The sequence below is a fragment of the Nocardia sp. IBHARD005 genome, from assembly GCF_052814245.1.
Genome location: NZ_CP199935.1, coordinates 3572372 through 3587318, shown reverse-complemented (window position 1 = coordinate 3587318; position 14947 = coordinate 3572372). Strand labels below are relative to the sequence as shown.

The window sequence follows — 14947 nt, the reverse complement described above, 5'->3', positions numbered from 1 at the left end:
GCCGCACACCACCGCGCCCGCAGCGACCGGCGCCACGAATCGAACACCGGTCACCTGGCGGTTCGGATGACCGGGATATCGGCCGGGGCACCGTCGCGGATCAGGTGGTCCAGCGCCGCGAGGTCGACGTGTTTCTCGACGAGGTCGGCGAGTAGATCGAGTTGCGTGGATCTGACGGCCGCGACCGAGGTGTCGGGAGCGACGGTGAAACCGGTGCGCCCCGCTCGGGCGGCGACTTCGGTGAGCCAGGTGCGACGGAAGTCGTCCGATTCGAGCAGGCCGTGGACGTGGGTGCCCCAGATCGCTTCTCGCGCACTACCTTCAGCAGCACCGTCGATGGTCAGCCAGGCGAGATCGGCGGTGTGGGTGACTCTGCCGTGGTGGATCTCATAGCCGTGCACGGGAATCGGGCCCGCGATGCCGGTCACCTGGCGGGCGATCTTCGGGTCCGCGAATTCGATGTCGAGATCGAGGAGGCCGAGGCCGTCCACCACACAGGGTCGCGCGCTCGCCGGGATCTCGACACCTGCGCGATCCTGTGCCGGGGTGGGCGCCGGTGATTCCACGGCCCGGTACTCGACGCCGTCGACAATGCGCCTGCCGAGCATCTGGTAGCCACCGCAGATGCCGAGGATGGGGCGGCCTGCCGCGGCGCGGACGCGGAGGGCTTCGCCTATTCCGTTGGCGCGCAGCCACTCCAGATCCGAGATGGTCGCTTTCGAACCCGGCACGACCACCAGGTCGGCGGTGGCCAGCTGGTGGGGGCTGTCGGCCCAGCGGACCGAGACGCCGGGTTCGCAGGCGAGAGCCTCGATATCGGTGGAGTTGGAGATTCGGGGGAGGCGGATCGCGGCGACGGTGAGCCAGTCGGTGCCGTGGGGCGGGCCGGGTCGGCCGACCGGGGCGCCGGAGAGGGTGCCGAGGGAGTCTTCGGCGTCGAGCCAGAGGTCTTCGGCGAAGGGGAGGACACCGAGGGTGGGACGGCCGGTCAGGGTGGCGAGTTGGTCGAGGCCGGGTTGCAGCAGGGACACATCGCCCCGGAATTTGTTGATGAGGAATCCCGAGATGAGTTGCTGGTCTTCGGGTTCCAGGACCGCCACGGTGCCGAACAGGTGGGCGAGGACGCCGCCTCGGTCGATGTCGCCCACCACGAGGACCGGGATATCGGCGGCGCGCGCCAACCCCATGTTCGCGAGATCGGTGGCCCGGAGATTGATTTCGGCCGGTGAGCCCGCCCCCTCACAGATCACCACATCGAATTCGTCACGTAACGAGGCCAATTCGGCCGCGACGACTTCGCGCAATTCCTGCCGACGCGTGAAATAGTCACGCGCGCCGACAGTTCCGACCGCCTTGCCGCGAACCACCAACTGCGATCGGCGATCGCTACCTGGCTTCAACAGCACCGGGTTGAACCGCACACTGGGCTCGAGTCCGCAGGCCCGCGCCTGCAAAGCCTGCGCACGCCCGATCTCCCCGCCGTCGAGGGTGACGACCGAGTTGTTCGACATGTTCTGCGCCTTGAACGGCGCCACGCGCACCCCACGCCGGGCGAGCATGCGGCAAATACCCGCCACTACAACGCTTTTCCCGGCGTCGGAGGTGGTGCCCGCAATCAGAAGCGCCCCGCGCAGGTCCGCGTCGGTCACGATCGGCACCCCACACCGGTCCGATTCGACAGCCCGCCAGAATCGTGCAGCCGCGACGGTCTCACCGAACCGGCCGACAGACTCGCGGCAGCGCCTGGATTTCCACGCTCGTCTCGGTGACGCCCCAACGACGTGAGCCTCGACCCGAGCCGACTCACGGCAGAGTCAGGATTTCCGCGCCTGTCTCGGTGACGACCAGCGTGTGTTCGAACTGCGCGGTCCATTTGCGGTCCTGGGTGACCACGGTCCAGCCGTCGTCCCAGATGTCGTAGTCGATGCCGCCGAGGTTGATCATCGGCTCGATGGTGAAGGTCATGCCGGGCTCGATCACCGACTCGATGTTGGGCTGGTCGTAGTGCAGGACCACCAGACCGCTGTGGAAGGTGGGGCCGACGCCGTGGCCGGTGAAGTCGCGCACGACGCCGTAGCCGAAGCGGTTGGCGTATGCCTCGATGACGCGGCCGACCACGTTCAGGGCACGACCCGGCTTGACCGCCTTGATCGCCCGGTTGGTGGCCTCTTCGGTGCGCTCGACGAGCAGCCGCACCTCCTCGTCGACATCGCCGGCGAGGAAGGTCCTGTTGGTGTCGCCGTGCACGCCGTGGATGAAGGCGGTGACGTCGATATTGACGATGTCACCGTCTTGCACCACCGTCGAGTCGGGGATGCCGTGGCAGATGACCTCGTTGAGCGAGGTGCAGCAGGACTTGGGGAAACCCTTGTAGCCCAGCGTCGACGGGTAGGCGCCGTGGTCGCACATGTACTCGTGGGCGATCCGGTCGAGCTCGTCGGTGGTGACACCGGGCACCACGGCCTTGCCCGCCTCTTCGAGTGCCCGCGCCGCGATCCGGCCCGCGATCCGCATCTTCTCGATGGTCTCGGCGGTCTGCACCCAGGGCTCGTTGCCCTCGTTCGCGGTCTTCTTCCACACGTATTCGGGGCGCTCGATGGAGCGGGGAACTTCCCGGATCGGCGACTGGGTGCCGGGAACTAGTGGCTGACGGGTGCGCACGGACATAGGAGCAGTGTATCTATGCGCCCACATTGCCGTGCGTCACCGCCCGTGCTCTCACATGCCCGGGGAGCAGCTACGCGTCAGACCACCGGCTCCAACCGCACGATGATGCCTTTCGACGTCGGCGTGTTGCTGATGTCGGCTGTGCTGTCGAGCGGAACCAGCACATTGGTCTCCGGGTAGTACGCGGCCGCCGACCCACGGCTGGCCGGATACCCGACGGCGACGAACTTCTCCGCCCGCCGCTCGGTGCCGTCGTGCCAGATGCTCACGATGTCGACCACATCACCGTCGGCGATCCCGCGCTCGGCCAGGTCGTCGGGGTTCACCATCACCACCCGTCGCGCGTTGTGGATGCCCCGGTAGCGGTCGTTGCCGGCGTAGGGAATGGTGTTCCACTGATCGTGAGACCGAAGTGACTGCAGCACAAGGTATCCCGGCGGTGCGTCGATCATGTCGAAGTCGTTGCGGGTGAACTCGGCCTTGCCGCTCGCGGTGCGGTAGATGCCCTGGTTGACCGGATTGACCAGCCGCATCCCGCCCGGCTCGGCGACCCGGTCGTTGAAGTTCTCGAAACCGGGCACGATCCGGGAGATGCGGTCGCGCACGGTGCCGTAGTCGGCGATGAATTCCTCCCACCCGATCGCGGACTCCGCCCCCAGCGTGGCGCGCGCCAGCCGGGCGATGATCGCCACCTCGCTCAGCAGGTCGGGTGAGGCCGGGTCGAGGCGCCCGCGGGAGGCGTGGACTTCGCTCATCGAGTCCTCGACGGTGTAGAACTGCTCGCCGGTGGCTTGGATATCGCGGTCGCTGCGGCCGAGGGTCGGCAGGATCAGCGCCGTCGCGCCACAGACCGTGTGCGAGCGGTTGAGTTTGGTGGAGATCTGCACGGTCAGCGAGCACCGCCGCAGCGCCGCCTCGGTGACCTCACTGTCGGGTGTCGCACGCGCGAAATTGCCTGCGACACCAACGAATACCTTCGCCTTACCGTCGCGCATGGCCCGGATGGAACCGACCGTGTCGAGGCCGTGCTCGGAGGGCGGGGTGAAATCGAATTCCTTACCGAGCGCGTCCATGAACCACTGCGGCATCCGCTCCCAGATACCCATGGTGCGGTCGCCTTGGACATTGCTGTGCCCGCGCACCGGGCATACCCCGGCTCCCCGGCGACCGAGATTGCCGCGCAGCAGCAGGAAGTCGACGATCTCGCGAATGGTCGGAACGCCGTGTTTGTGCTGGGTCAAACCCATCGCCCAGCACACGATGATCTTCTTGCTGCCGAGCACCTGCTGGTGGACGGCCTCGATCTCCTCGCGCGCCAGCCCGGTCGCGGTGAGCGCGTGGTCCCAGCTCACCGTCCTTGCATGCTCGGCGAAGGCGTCGAAACCGGTGGTCCGCGCGGCGATGAACTCGTGGTCGAGCACCGTGCCCGGCGCCGCGTCCTCGGCGTCGAGGAGCAGTTTGTTCAGCATCTGGAACAGGGCGAGGTCGCCACCGGGGCGGATCTTGAGGAAGATATCGGCGATCTCGGTGCCGCGCCCGAGCACCCCGCGCGCCTTCTGCGGATTCTTGAACCGGATCAGCCCGGCCTCGGGCAGCGGGTTCACCGCGACGATCTTGCCGCCGTTGCGTTTGGTCTGCTCCAGCGCCGTCAGCATCCGCGGATGGTTCGTGCCCGGGTTCTGGCCGACGACGAAGATCAGGTCGGCTTCGTAGATGTCATCGAGCGACACGGTGCCTTTGCCGACGCCGATGGTCTGGGTCAGCGCGGAACCGCTCGACTCGTGGCACAGGTTCGAGCAGTCGGGCAGGTTGTTGGTGCCGTAAGCGCGAGCGAACAGTTGCAGCAGGAACGCGGCCTCGTTGTTGAGCCGCCCCGAGGTGTAGAACAGGGCCTCGTCGGGGGTAGCCAGGGCGCGCAGTTCGCGTGCCATCAATGCGAAGGCGTCGTCCCACGCGATGGGCTCGTAGTGGGTGGCGTCGGGGCGCTTCACCATCGGCTCGGTGAGCCTGCCCTGCTGGTTGAGCCAGTAGTCCGACATAGTGTCGAGTTCGGCGACCGGGTGATCGGCGAAGAACTGCCTGGTGACCCGGCGGGTGGTGGCCTCGTCATTGATGTGCTTGGCACCGTTTTCGCAGTACTCGTTCATGACCCGGTGTTTCGGTTCTGGCCACGCGCACCCCGGACAGTCGAAGCCCTTGGTCTGATTGATGTTCAGCAAGGTGAGCGCGGTGCGCACCGGGGAGTTCTGCGAGAGCGAGTACTCGAGCGCGTGCATCACCGCGGGAACGCCGACCGCCCAGGTCTTGGGCGGGGTCACGCTCAGATCGTCTGCTGGGTCCTCGATCGAGGTCATGTATCAGCTTCTTTTCAGTTCTGCGGCACCGCGCGCCGACATCTGTGACAAAAGGCTTCTCACATTCTCCACCCTTGTCAAAGCAGGAAGCCCGATCACCTGAGAGGTCTCGGTCATCGGGCTTCCCGCTCGGCCCGCGAGGACTCAGTCCGGCTCGAACACGCTGCTGCCGTAGACGTCCTCGGCGGTGAGGGTGACGAGGTCGGTTTTGCCCAGTGGCCGGTCGAGCGCGACCAATCGACGGGCTTGGCGCAGTCGGCAACGTTCGATGGCGTTGCGCACGCTGCGTGCGTTGGCGAACCGGGGCTGGCCCATCCGCAGGGTGAGGTACTCGGCGAATGCCTGGTGGGCGTCATCGTCGAAGGCGAATCCTTCCGACTCCACCATCAGGCCCGCGATCTGGGTCAGCTCCGCGTGGTCGTAGTCCTCGAAGGTGAGGTGATGCGGCACCCGGGAGCTGAGGCCCGGGTTGGCGGCGAAGAACGTCGCCATCCGATCGGGGTAGCCGGCGAAGATCACCACCAGATCGCCGCGCTCGTTCTCCATCTCGGTGAGCAGGATCTCGATGACCTCCTGCCCGTAGTCCCGCTCGTTCTCCGGCCGGAACAGGTAATAGGCCTCGTCGATGAACAGCACTCCCCCGGCCGCGCGGGCGATCGCCTCCTTGGTCTTGGGCGCGGTGTGGCCGATGAACTGGCCGACCAGGTCGTCGCGGGTGACGGTGTGCACGCGCGGCGCCCTGATGTAGCCGAGCGCGTGCAGGATGGCCGCCATCCGCAGCGCGACCGTGGTCTTGCCGGTGCCGGGGCCACCGGTGAAGCTCATGTGCAACGTGGGTCGGGTGGTGGTGAGCCCGAACCGGCGCCGCGCCCGGTCGACCTGGAGCAGCGAGGCGATCTCGTGGACACGACGCTTCACCGCGGCCAGCCCGACCAGCTCGGCGTCGAGTGCGGCCAGGGTGTCGCCCACCCTGGCCGCGGCCTCGTCGGCGGAGAGATCGAGCACCTCGTCGTCGCCGAGAATCGCAGGCTCGCGCGTCTGTTCCCCGACTGCCGTGGTCTGTGTCGGGCCGCCAGCCGACGGCCGATGGAACCCGAATCCCTTTGGTGTGTCCATCAGTTCACTCGCCTGCGTACCGATCGCCGGCCGGACGGGTGGTGGCGTAGGGCTTCACCGAGTACCGCTGGGTGCGGTCGGGGCCCTCGACGCGTTCGAGCAGGAATCCGGGTTCTTCGGCCGGGCGCTGGACCAGGAACGACATCGCGGTGGATTGCCTGCCCAGGGTCGCGTCATAGGCCAGCAGCCGGATGTAGTGCTGGGGGAAGGTGGCCCGGCAGGCGTCGAGCTGGGCAAGCACGCCGTCGGGTTCGGCCAGGTCGAACATCGGCAGCCCCCACATCTCCCAGTAGACATTGCGTGGGTGCGGGTCGTCGGTGTACTCCAGCGAGACCGGCCAGCCGTGCTCGAGGGCGTACTTCACCTGGGCCGCGATCTCGTCGTCGGTGAGATCGGGCAGGTAGGAGAAGGTTCCGTAGCGAAGTCTCATCAGGTGCTCCTTGTCAGATCGAAGGCACCGCGGTCGCCACCACATCGGGCGCGTCGGTGCTGGTGTAGTCGAAAGTGACGTCGCCCCAGGTGTTCAGGGCCGCTTCCAAGGGTGTGCAGTGCTTGGCGGCCCTGCGCAGCACGTCGGGCCCTTCGATCAGCAGATCGCGACCTTCGTTGCGCGCCTTGACAACTGCCTCGAGCGCCACCCGATTGGCTTCGGCGCCCGCGGCGATGCCGTACGGGTGGCCGATGGTGCCGCCACCGAACTGCAGGATCACGTCATCGCCGAAAAGATCGAGCAGCTGGTGCATCTGGCCTGCGTGGATGCCACCGGAGGCCACCGGCATCACGCCGGGCATCGAGATCCAGTCCTGGTCGAAGAAGATGCCGTTGCCCAGGTTTCTCGCGACATCGTTGTCGCGCAACGTGTCATAGAAGCCGCGAGTAGTCGCCGGGTCGCCCTCCAGCTTGCCGACGACGGTGCCCGCGTGGACATGGTCGACACCCATCAGCCTGCACCACTTCCCGATCACCCGGAAGCTCACGCCGTGCGTCTTCTGCCGCGTGTAGGTCGAGTGCCCGGCGCGGTGCAGGTGCAGCAGGACGCCGTTCTCGCGGGCCCAGTGCGCCATCGACTGGATGGCGGTGTAGCCGATGGTGAGGTCGATCATCACCACCACGCTGCCGATTTCCTTGGCGAGGTTCGCCCGCCGGTACATCTCCTCCATCGTGCCCGCGGTGACGTTGAGGTAATGGCCCTTGATCTCGCCAGTCTCAGCCATCGCCCGGTTCACCCCCTCCATCGCGTAGAGGAAGCGGTCGCGCCAGCGCATGAAGGGCTGGGAGTTGATGTTCTCGTCGTCCTTGGTGAAGTCCAGCCCGCCGCGACAGGCCTCGTAGACCACGCGCCCGTAGTTGCGGGCCGACAAGCCCAGCTTGGGCTTGATGGTGGCGCCGAGCAGCGGGCGACCGTACTTGTTGAGCATCTCCCGTTCCATGACGATGCCGTGGGCCGGGCCCTGGAAGGTCTTGATGTAGGCCACGGGGATGCGCAAGTCTTCCAGGCGAAGGGCCTTGAGCGGCTTGAAGCCGAAGACGTTGCCGATGATCGAGGAGGTCAGGTTCGCGATGGAACCTTCCTCGAAAAGGTCGATGTCGTAGGCGATGTAGGCGAAGTACTCGCCGGGCCTGCCGGGAACCTCGTCGACCTGATACGCCTTGGCCTGGTAGTGGCTGTTGGCGGTGAGCCGGTCGGTCCACACGACAGTCCAGGTGGCGGTGGACGATTCGCCCGCGACGGCGGCCGCGGCCTCGATGGGGTCGACGCCCTCCTGCGGGGTGACCCGGAAGACGGCGAGAACGTCGGTGTCCTTGGGGACGTAATCGGGGTTCCAGTAACCCATCCCGGCGTAGCTCTGTACGCCCGGATCCCAACGCTCTTTGGTCGCCGCGCCGTCGTTGTCGATCGTCGTCATCGCCGTTCCTTTCGGGTCACGCCTATGAAGCTCTCTCAGTGTGTGGGCGAAAACCGTTCAGCGACAATGGAATCTTTCCTGATTACTGTTAAGACATAATTGAATGATGTTCGCCAGCCCGGACCTGCCCGCCGCCGCCACCTGGGGTCGGCTGCGCACCTTCCTCGCCGTGTACGAGACCGGCAGTGTGCGGGCCGCAGCCGAGACGTTGCACGTGACGCCGCCCGCGGTGTCGGCGGCCATCGCGGCGCTGGAAGACGCGCTGGGCACCCGGCTGTTCGGGAAATCCGGCCGTGGCATCGTGGCGACGGATTCGGGCGAGATATTCGCCGGATACGTGCGGAAATTGCTCGGGTTGCTCGCCGAAGCGGCCGGGGCGGTGCACGATGCCGACCGTGGGCGGGTGCGGATCGGCGCGGTCGCGACGGCCAGTGAATACGTGCTCCCGGTGCTGATGGCCACGTTCGCGCACGCTCATCCGCAGGTCGAACTGTCGCTGTCGGTACTGACGCGCGGCGAGCTGTTCGCCCGCGCCGCCGACCATGTCTTCGATATCGCCCTGGCCGGTCGACCGCCGCGGGGGTCCGGGCTGGTCACCGCCGCCCAGCGGGCGAACCGGCTGCTGCTGGTCGGACGGCCGGGACTGGTCGCCGACCCGCTCACCACGCCCTGGCTCCTCACCGGGATCGGCTCCGGCACCCGCGATACCACGCTGTCGTTGCTGAGCCGGTTGCAGGCCGCACCGCCGCTGCTCACCCTCGGCACCTCGGGCGCCGCCGTGGCCGCCGCACGGGAGGGGCTCGGGGTCACGCTGGTGCACGAGGAAGCGGCGCGCGAACAACTCGCCTCGGGGGAACTGGTCTCCTACGGCGTGCCGGGCACACCTCTCGACCGGCCGTGGCACGTCTGCACGACCCAGGAACCCACCTCGGCGACCCGGTTGTTCGTGGCCCACCTGTGCGATCCGGAGCAGGTGGGCGCGGCCGCATTTCACACCCGCTCTCGCCCGAAGGGGTGAGGACGGCGCGTGCGGGGGCTCGCATGCTGTTGGTCATGACGACACTCCCCGCCACCGCCCTCGCCGACGTCGCCCAGCAGCTCACCCGCGGCGGCCGCGGCATTCTCGCCGCCGACGAGTCGATCACAACCATGTCATCGCGTCTGGAACTGGAGGGGGTGCCGGCGAGCGCGACCACCCGTCGCGACTATCGCGAACTGCTGCTCACCGCGGACGGCCTGTCGGAGTGGATCAGCGGAATCATCCTGTGCGACGAGACATTCGGCCAGGATCTCGCCGACGGGCGCCCGTTCCCGATCGCGGCCCGCGAACTCGGCATCCTGCCCGGCATCAAGGTCGACACCGGCACCGCCGCGCTGCCCGGCCAGGGTGGTGCGCTGATCACCGAAGGGCTCGACGGACTCGGCGCGCGGCTGGCCGCCTACGCCGATCGCGGTGCCGCGTTCGCCAAGTGGCGTGCGGTGTTCGACGTGCACACGATCACCCCCTACGCCGCCGACGCCAACGGGCACGCGCTGGCTCGCTATGCGGCGCTGTGTCAGCAGCACGGCATCGTCGCGATCGTCGAGCCCGAGGTGCTGTGCACCGGCGAGCACGACCTGGGGGCCTCGGAGAAGGCGACGCGCCTGGCCCTGAGCGCGTTGTTCACCGAACTCGTCGATGCCGGGGTGGATCTCACCGGCATCGTGCTCAAGCCGAACTTCGTCACCCCCGGCCTGGATGCCGCGCCGGTCCCGCCCGCCGAGGTCGCGGCCGGCACCTTCGCGGTATTGCGTGACCTGGTGCCCGCCGAGGTGGCGGGGATCGCGTTCCTGTCCGGTGGGCATCCGACGGCACGGGTGTGCGAATTCCTGAGCGAGCTCGCCACCATCGACGAGCGGCCGTGGCCTGTGACATTCTCCTTCGGACGTGCACTCGTGAGCGCGGCACTGCACACTTGGGGTGGATCAGACTCCGAAGTTGCCGCAGCACAACAGGTTCTGCTCGAGAACTGCCGCAACGCCGCCGATGCCACCGGGCACACCGTCTAGGCGCGATGTGCCCGGCAGCGCCTCGGTGAGCGCGGCGGCAACACGCAGCAGCGGCGCCACCCCTCGGGCACCGCTGCTGCGTTCGTTGGACGGTGCCCGCCGGCAGCGGCTACCTCAGCGGTAGGTCCACCAGCACGGTGGTTCCGCGTCCCTGCATCGACTCCACGCGCAGCGAGGCTTCGATGATGGCGCAGCGTTCGGCGATCGAGGTGAGGCCGAAGTGCTGTTCGCCGTCGGTGTCGGCGGCGCGGTTGGCGCGACGCTGGGCCGGGTCGAAACCCTCACCGTCGTCGGAACATCCGAGTATCAGCGAGTCGCCGACCCGGCGCAGCGAGAGCACAATCCGCTGTGCCCCAGCGTGTTTCACGGCATTGGCGAGGGATTCCTGCGCGATTCGGTACAGGGTGGCCGCGGCATGGTCGGGGATGTCGGCGATGGCGGCGGCGTGGTCGACGAGGAACTCGATCGCCGGCGGCCCGTCGCTGGTCACCGTGCGCACCAGCGATTCGATGGCGGCGACAAGGCCGAGGTCGTCGAGGACGAGGCTGTGCAGGCCCGAGATCGCCGCCCTGGTCGCGTTGTAGGCGAAATCGGCCAGCTCGCGGGCGCTGACGAGTTCGGCGCGGGCCCTGGCGAGGTCGCGCAGGCTGGCCTCGTCGGTGACGTCGATGTGGGCGAGGAGTTCGGAGACGGTGAGGTCGGCGGCGGACAGGTGGAACGACATCGAGGCCAGTGCGGTGGTGACGCCGTCGTGCAGGTCGAAGGCGATGCGCCTGCGTTCGGCTTCCTGGGCGGTGATCGCCTGCTCGACCAGGCGATCACGCTCGGTGCGCTGCCGGTTGACGGTGCGGAACAAGCGCTGCGCGTGCAGCCACAGCCCGAGCACGGCGGCGTGCTGTTGCGCGTCGTCGAGGTCTTGCTGCCCGAACGGGTTCCGTGGCGCACGGTGCGCGGCGAGCACGCCGACCACCTCACCTTCCAGCCCCGGCAGCGGCAGGCACATCCGCGCGACCGTCTGCTGGGCTTCCAAGCGTAAGAGTCTGCGGTGCAGGGTGTTACGTGGCGAGTCGTTGTCGAGTAGCACCGGTTTGCGGGTGCGGGCGACCAGCCCGGTCACCCCGAATCCGACCTGTAGTCGCAGCGAGCTCGCCGAGGGATGCGCGGGCCACATATCCACGATGCTCAGATCCTGGCCGTCGATGGCGTAGAGCAGCACGCCGTCGGCGCCGAGCAGTGGGGCGAGCTCGGCCGCCGTGCGGACCGCGCCGCCCGCGATGCTCATCGAAACAGCCCCTCGCGCAACGCGACCGCGATCGCCGCGCTGCGATCGGCGACCCCCAGCTTGCGATACAGACCGCGAATATGGGTTTTCACGGTGTCCTCGCTGACCACCAGCTTGCTCGCGACCGCTCGATTGGAGTGACCGGATACCAACAGCCCCAGCACTTCTGATTCACGCTGGGTCAGTCCCAGATGCGCGCCGGACCAGAACTGGCCCGCGCTGAGCCGGGCCGCGGCCAGCGCCACCCGCCCGGCCAATGCGGCGTCGACCACCGTCTCACCCTCGCGGACCCGGCGCAGCTGGGCGACGAGCTCGCGCCCGTCGACCCGCTTGAGAATGTAACCCGACGCCCCGACGCGCAACGCCTGGTACAGGTAGTGCTCGTCGTCGTACACGGTGAGCAAGACGACCTTGGTATCGGGATATTGCACGGTGATCTGCCGGCACAGGTCGAGCCCGCTGGCCTTGCCGATACGCACATCGCACAAGACGATATCGGGCCGATGTTCGGCCACCATCCGCAGCGCGGCGGTGTCGGTGGTGGATTGGCCGACGATCACGACCTCGTCGGGAAAGTGACCGAGCATGGCGTCGAGCCCGTGCAGCACCATCTCGTGATCGTCGACGAGCGCAAGCCTCAACGGGGTCGGAGGCAACTCCGGCATCCCTCCACCCTACGGCGACCCGCACCCGGGTTACCGGCATTGACGAGATCTCACCCGGGTCCCCCACCCCCGAGGGGGAGTGCGGCAAGGGCGCTGATGGGGTCCGATGAACGGACCCGATCAGAAAGGCCGCGCCATGCCGGAGTCCTCAGTTCGTCGGCCGCTCACCGTGCCCGCCGATTCAGCGAGCGCGAGCCTGCTGACCGACGTCGCGCCACCGGCTTTCGTGCCGTCGGCGGAGACCGACCTGCTCGCCGTCGACACCCTGCGCTTCCTCGCGGCCGACATGGTGGAGGCCGCGCAGTCGGGCCACCCCGGCATGCCGATGGGGGCGGCGCCGATGGCGTGGACGCTGTGGAGCAGACACCTTCGCCATGATCCGGCCGACCCCGAGTGGGCTGATCGGGACCGGTTCGTCCTCTCGGCCGGGCACGGCTCCGCGCTGCTGTACGGGCTGTTGCACCTGTTCGGGTACGACCTGCCCGTCGAGGAGTTGCGGCGGTTCCGGCAGTTGGGGTCGCGGACCCCGGGTCATCCCGAGTTCGGTGACACGCCCGGCGTGGAGTGCACCACCGGGCCGTTGGGTCAGGGGCTGGCGATGGCGGTGGGGATGGCCTTGGCCGAACGGATGACCGCAGCCCGGTACCCGGAGATCACCGGTCATCGCACATACGCGATCGTCGGCGACGGATGTTTGATGGAGGGTGTCAGTCACGAAGCCGCCTCGTTCGCGGGACATGTGCGGCTCGGCGGGTTGGTCGTGCTCTGGGACGACAACGAGATCACCATCGACGGTGCCGTGGGGCGTTCGTGCAGTGACGATCAGGTGGCACGGTTCGCGGCCTACGGGTGGCATACCGAGGTGGTGGCCGATGGGACCGACATCGAGACGATCGACGCCGCGCTCAGCCGGGCGAAGGGTGATCCTCGGCCGAGTTTTCTCGCGGTGCGCACGGTGATCGGTCATGGCGCGCCCGGTGTCGCCGGAACCTCGAAGGCGCATGGCTCTCCGCTGGGCGCCGAACGGCTCGCACAGGCCAAAGAGCTCGCGGGATGGACTCTTCCGCCGTTCGCGGTGCCGGAGCGGGTCGGCGCGGCGTGTGCCGTGCTTGCCGCGATCGGTAGCGAGCAGCATGCGATCTGGCTCGAGGAATTCGCGGCGTTCGACGCTGTCGCGCCCGAGCGTGCCGCCGAGTTCCGGCGTGCCCGTGCGCGACTGCTGCCCGCGGGTCTAGCGGATGCGCTCGAAGCCGTTGTAGCGCAGGCACCCCGAGCCACCCGGCAGTCATCGCAAGCGTGTTTGACCGCGGCTCTGTCGACCATGCCGGAATTGGTTGGCGGGTCGGCTGACCTTGCCGGATCGACCGGCACGGTCGGTGGCGAGGTGGTGAGCCGAGATGACTTCACCGCCAGCGCTATCGCTTTCGGCATCCGCGAGTTCGGGATGGCCGCGATCCTGAACGGGATGAGCCTGCACGGCGGGTTCCGGGTTTTCGGCAGTACGTTTCTGGTGTTCGCCGACTATCTGCGACCGGCCCTGCGGTTGTCGGCGTTGATGGGACAGCCGGTGATCTATGTGCTGACCCACGATTCGATCGCGGTCGGTGAGGACGGGCCAACGCATCAGCCCGTCGAGCACATCGAGTCGCTGCGAGTGATTCCCGGAGTGCAGGTGTTGCGGCCCGCGAATGACGCGGAAACCGCTCTCGCTTGGGAACTCGCGCTGACCCGCGTCGATGGGCCGACCGCGCTGATTCTGTCCCGGCAGTCACTCCCCCAGCTCGACACCGCGATGGGCGCCATCGGCGCACGAATCACCGGGGAGGGTGGTGCGGCGGCCGGCTCCTCCCCTGCGGCACGGGCGCTCGGTGCGATGGCGCGCGAAACACCGTCTGCCACCGCGCGGCCGATCGAAATCGTCGCTACCGGTTCAGAAGTCGCGCTGGCAGCGGCGACCGCTGATCGATTGCGCGACGTCGGGTACGACGTGCGGGTGGTATCGGCACTGGATCGTTCGCGGTTCACCGCGGACTCATCGGCGCACACCGTCAGCATCGAGGCGGGCAGTACCGCGGGCTGGGCTGGGCTGGTCGACCTGGCGATCGGTATCGACGAGTTCGGGCACAGCGGGCCCGGCGACGCGGTGCTGGCCCAGCACGGGTTCACCGTGGACGCCGTGCTCGACCGGATCCGCGAATACCTCGACGGCACACGATGACTCGGCTCCACGCGGTGATCTTCGATGTCGACGGCACCCTCGTCGACAGCGAGCGAGACGGCCATCGGGTGGCCTTCAACACGGCATTCGCCGAGGCGAGGCTGCCCGACCGCTGGGATGTCGAGGAATACGGGCGGCTACTGAAGGTCGCCGGTGGCGCGCAGCGGCTGGCGTTCTGGTTCGAACAGCACGCCATGCCCGCCGAGGAAGCGCGCGAACTCGCGCGCAAGGTGCACCGCGGCAAGACTCGCATCATGCGGCAGATGGCCTCGGACGGGCAGATTCGTGCCCGTCCGGGCGCGCTGGAGCTGATCGAACGGCTCCGGTCGCGAGGTGTTCGGTTGCATGTGGCGACCACCGGCACCCGTGCATGGGTCGAGCCATTGCTGAAGCACGCGTTCGGCGAGCCGTTCGACACCGTGACCACCGGAACCGAAGTGCCCGTGCTGAAACCGAGCCCCGCGGTGTACCTGGATGTGCTGATCCACACCGGACTGTCCGCCGATCAGGCAGTGGCCGTGGAGGATTCGGCGAACGGCGTGCGGTCCGCGGTGGCCGCCGGGCTGCGGTGTGTCGCCGCGCAGAACGCCTACACGCGCACCGACGACCTCTCGGCAGCGGTGCTCGTCGCCGATGGGCTCGACGATCCGGAGCTGGTGACATGGTTCGACGACCACCTCGCGTGAGGT

The 14947-nt window shown here is 67.9% G+C and carries 12 protein-coding genes; 4 read left to right on the top strand and 8 right to left on the bottom strand.

From position 1 onward, the window contains the following. Positions 1–50: 50 nt before the first annotated feature. The 6 genes from ACTWPB_RS16720 to ACTWPB_RS16695 all read right to left on the bottom strand — a co-directional run bounded on the left by ACTWPB_RS16720 (position 51) and on the right by ACTWPB_RS16695 (position 8044). On the bottom strand, positions 51–1649 hold the full coding sequence (locus ACTWPB_RS16720; RefSeq protein ID WP_446221577.1) for a cobyric acid synthase: 1599 nt from the start codon (positions 1647–1649) through the stop codon (positions 51–53). Positions 1650–1803: 154 nt separating this feature from the next. After that, entirely contained in the window at positions 1804–2667 is an 864-nt protein-coding gene (map, locus tag ACTWPB_RS16715; protein ID WP_446221576.1) for a type I methionyl aminopeptidase, read from the bottom strand. 77 nt (positions 2668–2744) lie between these two features. Further along, on the bottom strand, positions 2745–5021 hold the full coding sequence (locus tag ACTWPB_RS16710) for an FdhF/YdeP family oxidoreductase (RefSeq protein WP_446221575.1): 2277 nt from the start codon (positions 5019–5021) through the stop codon (positions 2745–2747). A 144-nt stretch (positions 5022–5165) separates the two neighbouring features. Beyond that, a complete protein-coding gene (locus tag ACTWPB_RS16705; protein ID WP_446221574.1) occupies positions 5166–6137 on the bottom strand; it encodes an AAA family ATPase in 972 nt (323 codons plus the stop codon). Positions 6138–6141: 4 nt separating this feature from the next. Further along, positions 6142–6567, bottom strand: a complete 426-nt coding sequence (locus ACTWPB_RS16700; protein ID WP_446221573.1) for a ribulose bisphosphate carboxylase small subunit — start codon at positions 6565–6567, stop codon at positions 6142–6144. Positions 6568–6580: 13 nt separating this feature from the next. Beyond that, the gene (locus ACTWPB_RS16695; protein WP_446221572.1) at positions 6581–8044 is read right to left on the bottom strand and encodes a form I ribulose bisphosphate carboxylase large subunit; all 1464 of its coding nucleotides are present in this window, start codon (positions 8042–8044) and stop codon (positions 6581–6583) included. 103 nt (positions 8045–8147) lie between these two features. On the opposite strand from ACTWPB_RS16695, the gene ACTWPB_RS16690 reads away from it, so the two are divergent. Next, positions 8148–9062 (top strand): LysR family transcriptional regulator, encoded by a 915-nt coding sequence (locus ACTWPB_RS16690; protein ID WP_446221571.1) that lies wholly within the window; start codon positions 8148–8150, stop codon positions 9060–9062. A 35-nt stretch (positions 9063–9097) separates the two neighbouring features. After that, complete coding sequence (locus ACTWPB_RS16685) at positions 9098–10093, top strand: class I fructose-bisphosphate aldolase (protein ID WP_446221570.1); 996 nt, start codon at positions 9098–9100, stop codon at positions 10091–10093. A 109-nt stretch (positions 10094–10202) separates the two neighbouring features. On the opposite strand, the gene ACTWPB_RS16680 is transcribed toward ACTWPB_RS16685, so the two are convergent. Both ACTWPB_RS16680 and ACTWPB_RS16675 read right to left on the bottom strand, forming a co-directional pair. Then, the gene (locus ACTWPB_RS16680) at positions 10203–11375 is read right to left on the bottom strand and encodes a GAF domain-containing sensor histidine kinase (protein ID WP_446221569.1); all 1173 of its coding nucleotides are present in this window, start codon (positions 11373–11375) and stop codon (positions 10203–10205) included. Then, positions 11372–12040, bottom strand: coding sequence for a response regulator (locus tag ACTWPB_RS16675; protein ID WP_446221568.1), 669 nt, complete (start codon positions 12038–12040; stop codon positions 11372–11374). The genes ACTWPB_RS16680 and ACTWPB_RS16675 overlap by 4 nt, the downstream gene beginning before the upstream one ends. A gap of 106 nt (positions 12041–12146) precedes the next feature. On the opposite strand from ACTWPB_RS16675, the gene tkt reads away from it, so the two are divergent. Beyond that, positions 12147–14258: a transketolase gene (gene tkt, locus ACTWPB_RS16670; protein WP_446221567.1), complete on the top strand. Its 2112-nt coding sequence runs from the start codon at positions 12147–12149 to the stop codon at positions 14256–14258. Then, complete coding sequence (locus ACTWPB_RS16665; RefSeq protein WP_446221566.1) at positions 14255–14944, top strand: HAD-IA family hydrolase; 690 nt, start codon at positions 14255–14257, stop codon at positions 14942–14944. The genes tkt and ACTWPB_RS16665 overlap by 4 nt, the downstream gene beginning before the upstream one ends. Positions 14945–14947 lie beyond the last annotated feature (3 nt).

Bases quoted from the DNA above. Each gene is read 5' to 3' on its own strand.
- ACTWPB_RS16690 (WP_446221571.1), top strand. From the start codon at position 8,148: ATGATGTTCGCCAGCCCGGACCTGCCCGCCGCCGCCACCTGGGGTCGG.
- tkt (WP_446221567.1), top strand. From the start codon at position 12,147: ATGAACGGACCCGATCAGAAAGGCCGCGCCATGCCGGAGTCCTCAGTT.
- ACTWPB_RS16675 (WP_446221568.1), bottom strand. From the start codon at position 12,040: ATGCCGGAGTTGCCTCCGACCCCGTTGAGGCTTGCGCTCGTCGACGAT.
- ACTWPB_RS16665 (WP_446221566.1), top strand. From the start codon at position 14,255: ATGACTCGGCTCCACGCGGTGATCTTCGATGTCGACGGCACCCTCGTC.
- ACTWPB_RS16700 (WP_446221573.1), bottom strand. From the start codon at position 6,567: ATGAGACTTCGCTACGGAACCTTCTCCTACCTGCCCGATCTCACCGAC.
- map (WP_446221576.1), bottom strand. From the start codon at position 2,667: ATGTCCGTGCGCACCCGTCAGCCACTAGTTCCCGGCACCCAGTCGCCG.
- ACTWPB_RS16680 (WP_446221569.1), bottom strand. From the start codon at position 11,375: ATGAGCATCGCGGGCGGCGCGGTCCGCACGGCGGCCGAGCTCGCCCCA.
- ACTWPB_RS16705 (WP_446221574.1), bottom strand. From the start codon at position 6,137: ATGGACACACCAAAGGGATTCGGGTTCCATCGGCCGTCGGCTGGCGGC.
- ACTWPB_RS16695 (WP_446221572.1), bottom strand. From the start codon at position 8,044: ATGACGACGATCGACAACGACGGCGCGGCGACCAAAGAGCGTTGGGAT.
- ACTWPB_RS16710 (WP_446221575.1), bottom strand. From the start codon at position 5,021: ATGACCTCGATCGAGGACCCAGCAGACGATCTGAGCGTGACCCCGCCC.
- ACTWPB_RS16685 (WP_446221570.1), top strand. From the start codon at position 9,098: ATGACGACACTCCCCGCCACCGCCCTCGCCGACGTCGCCCAGCAGCTC.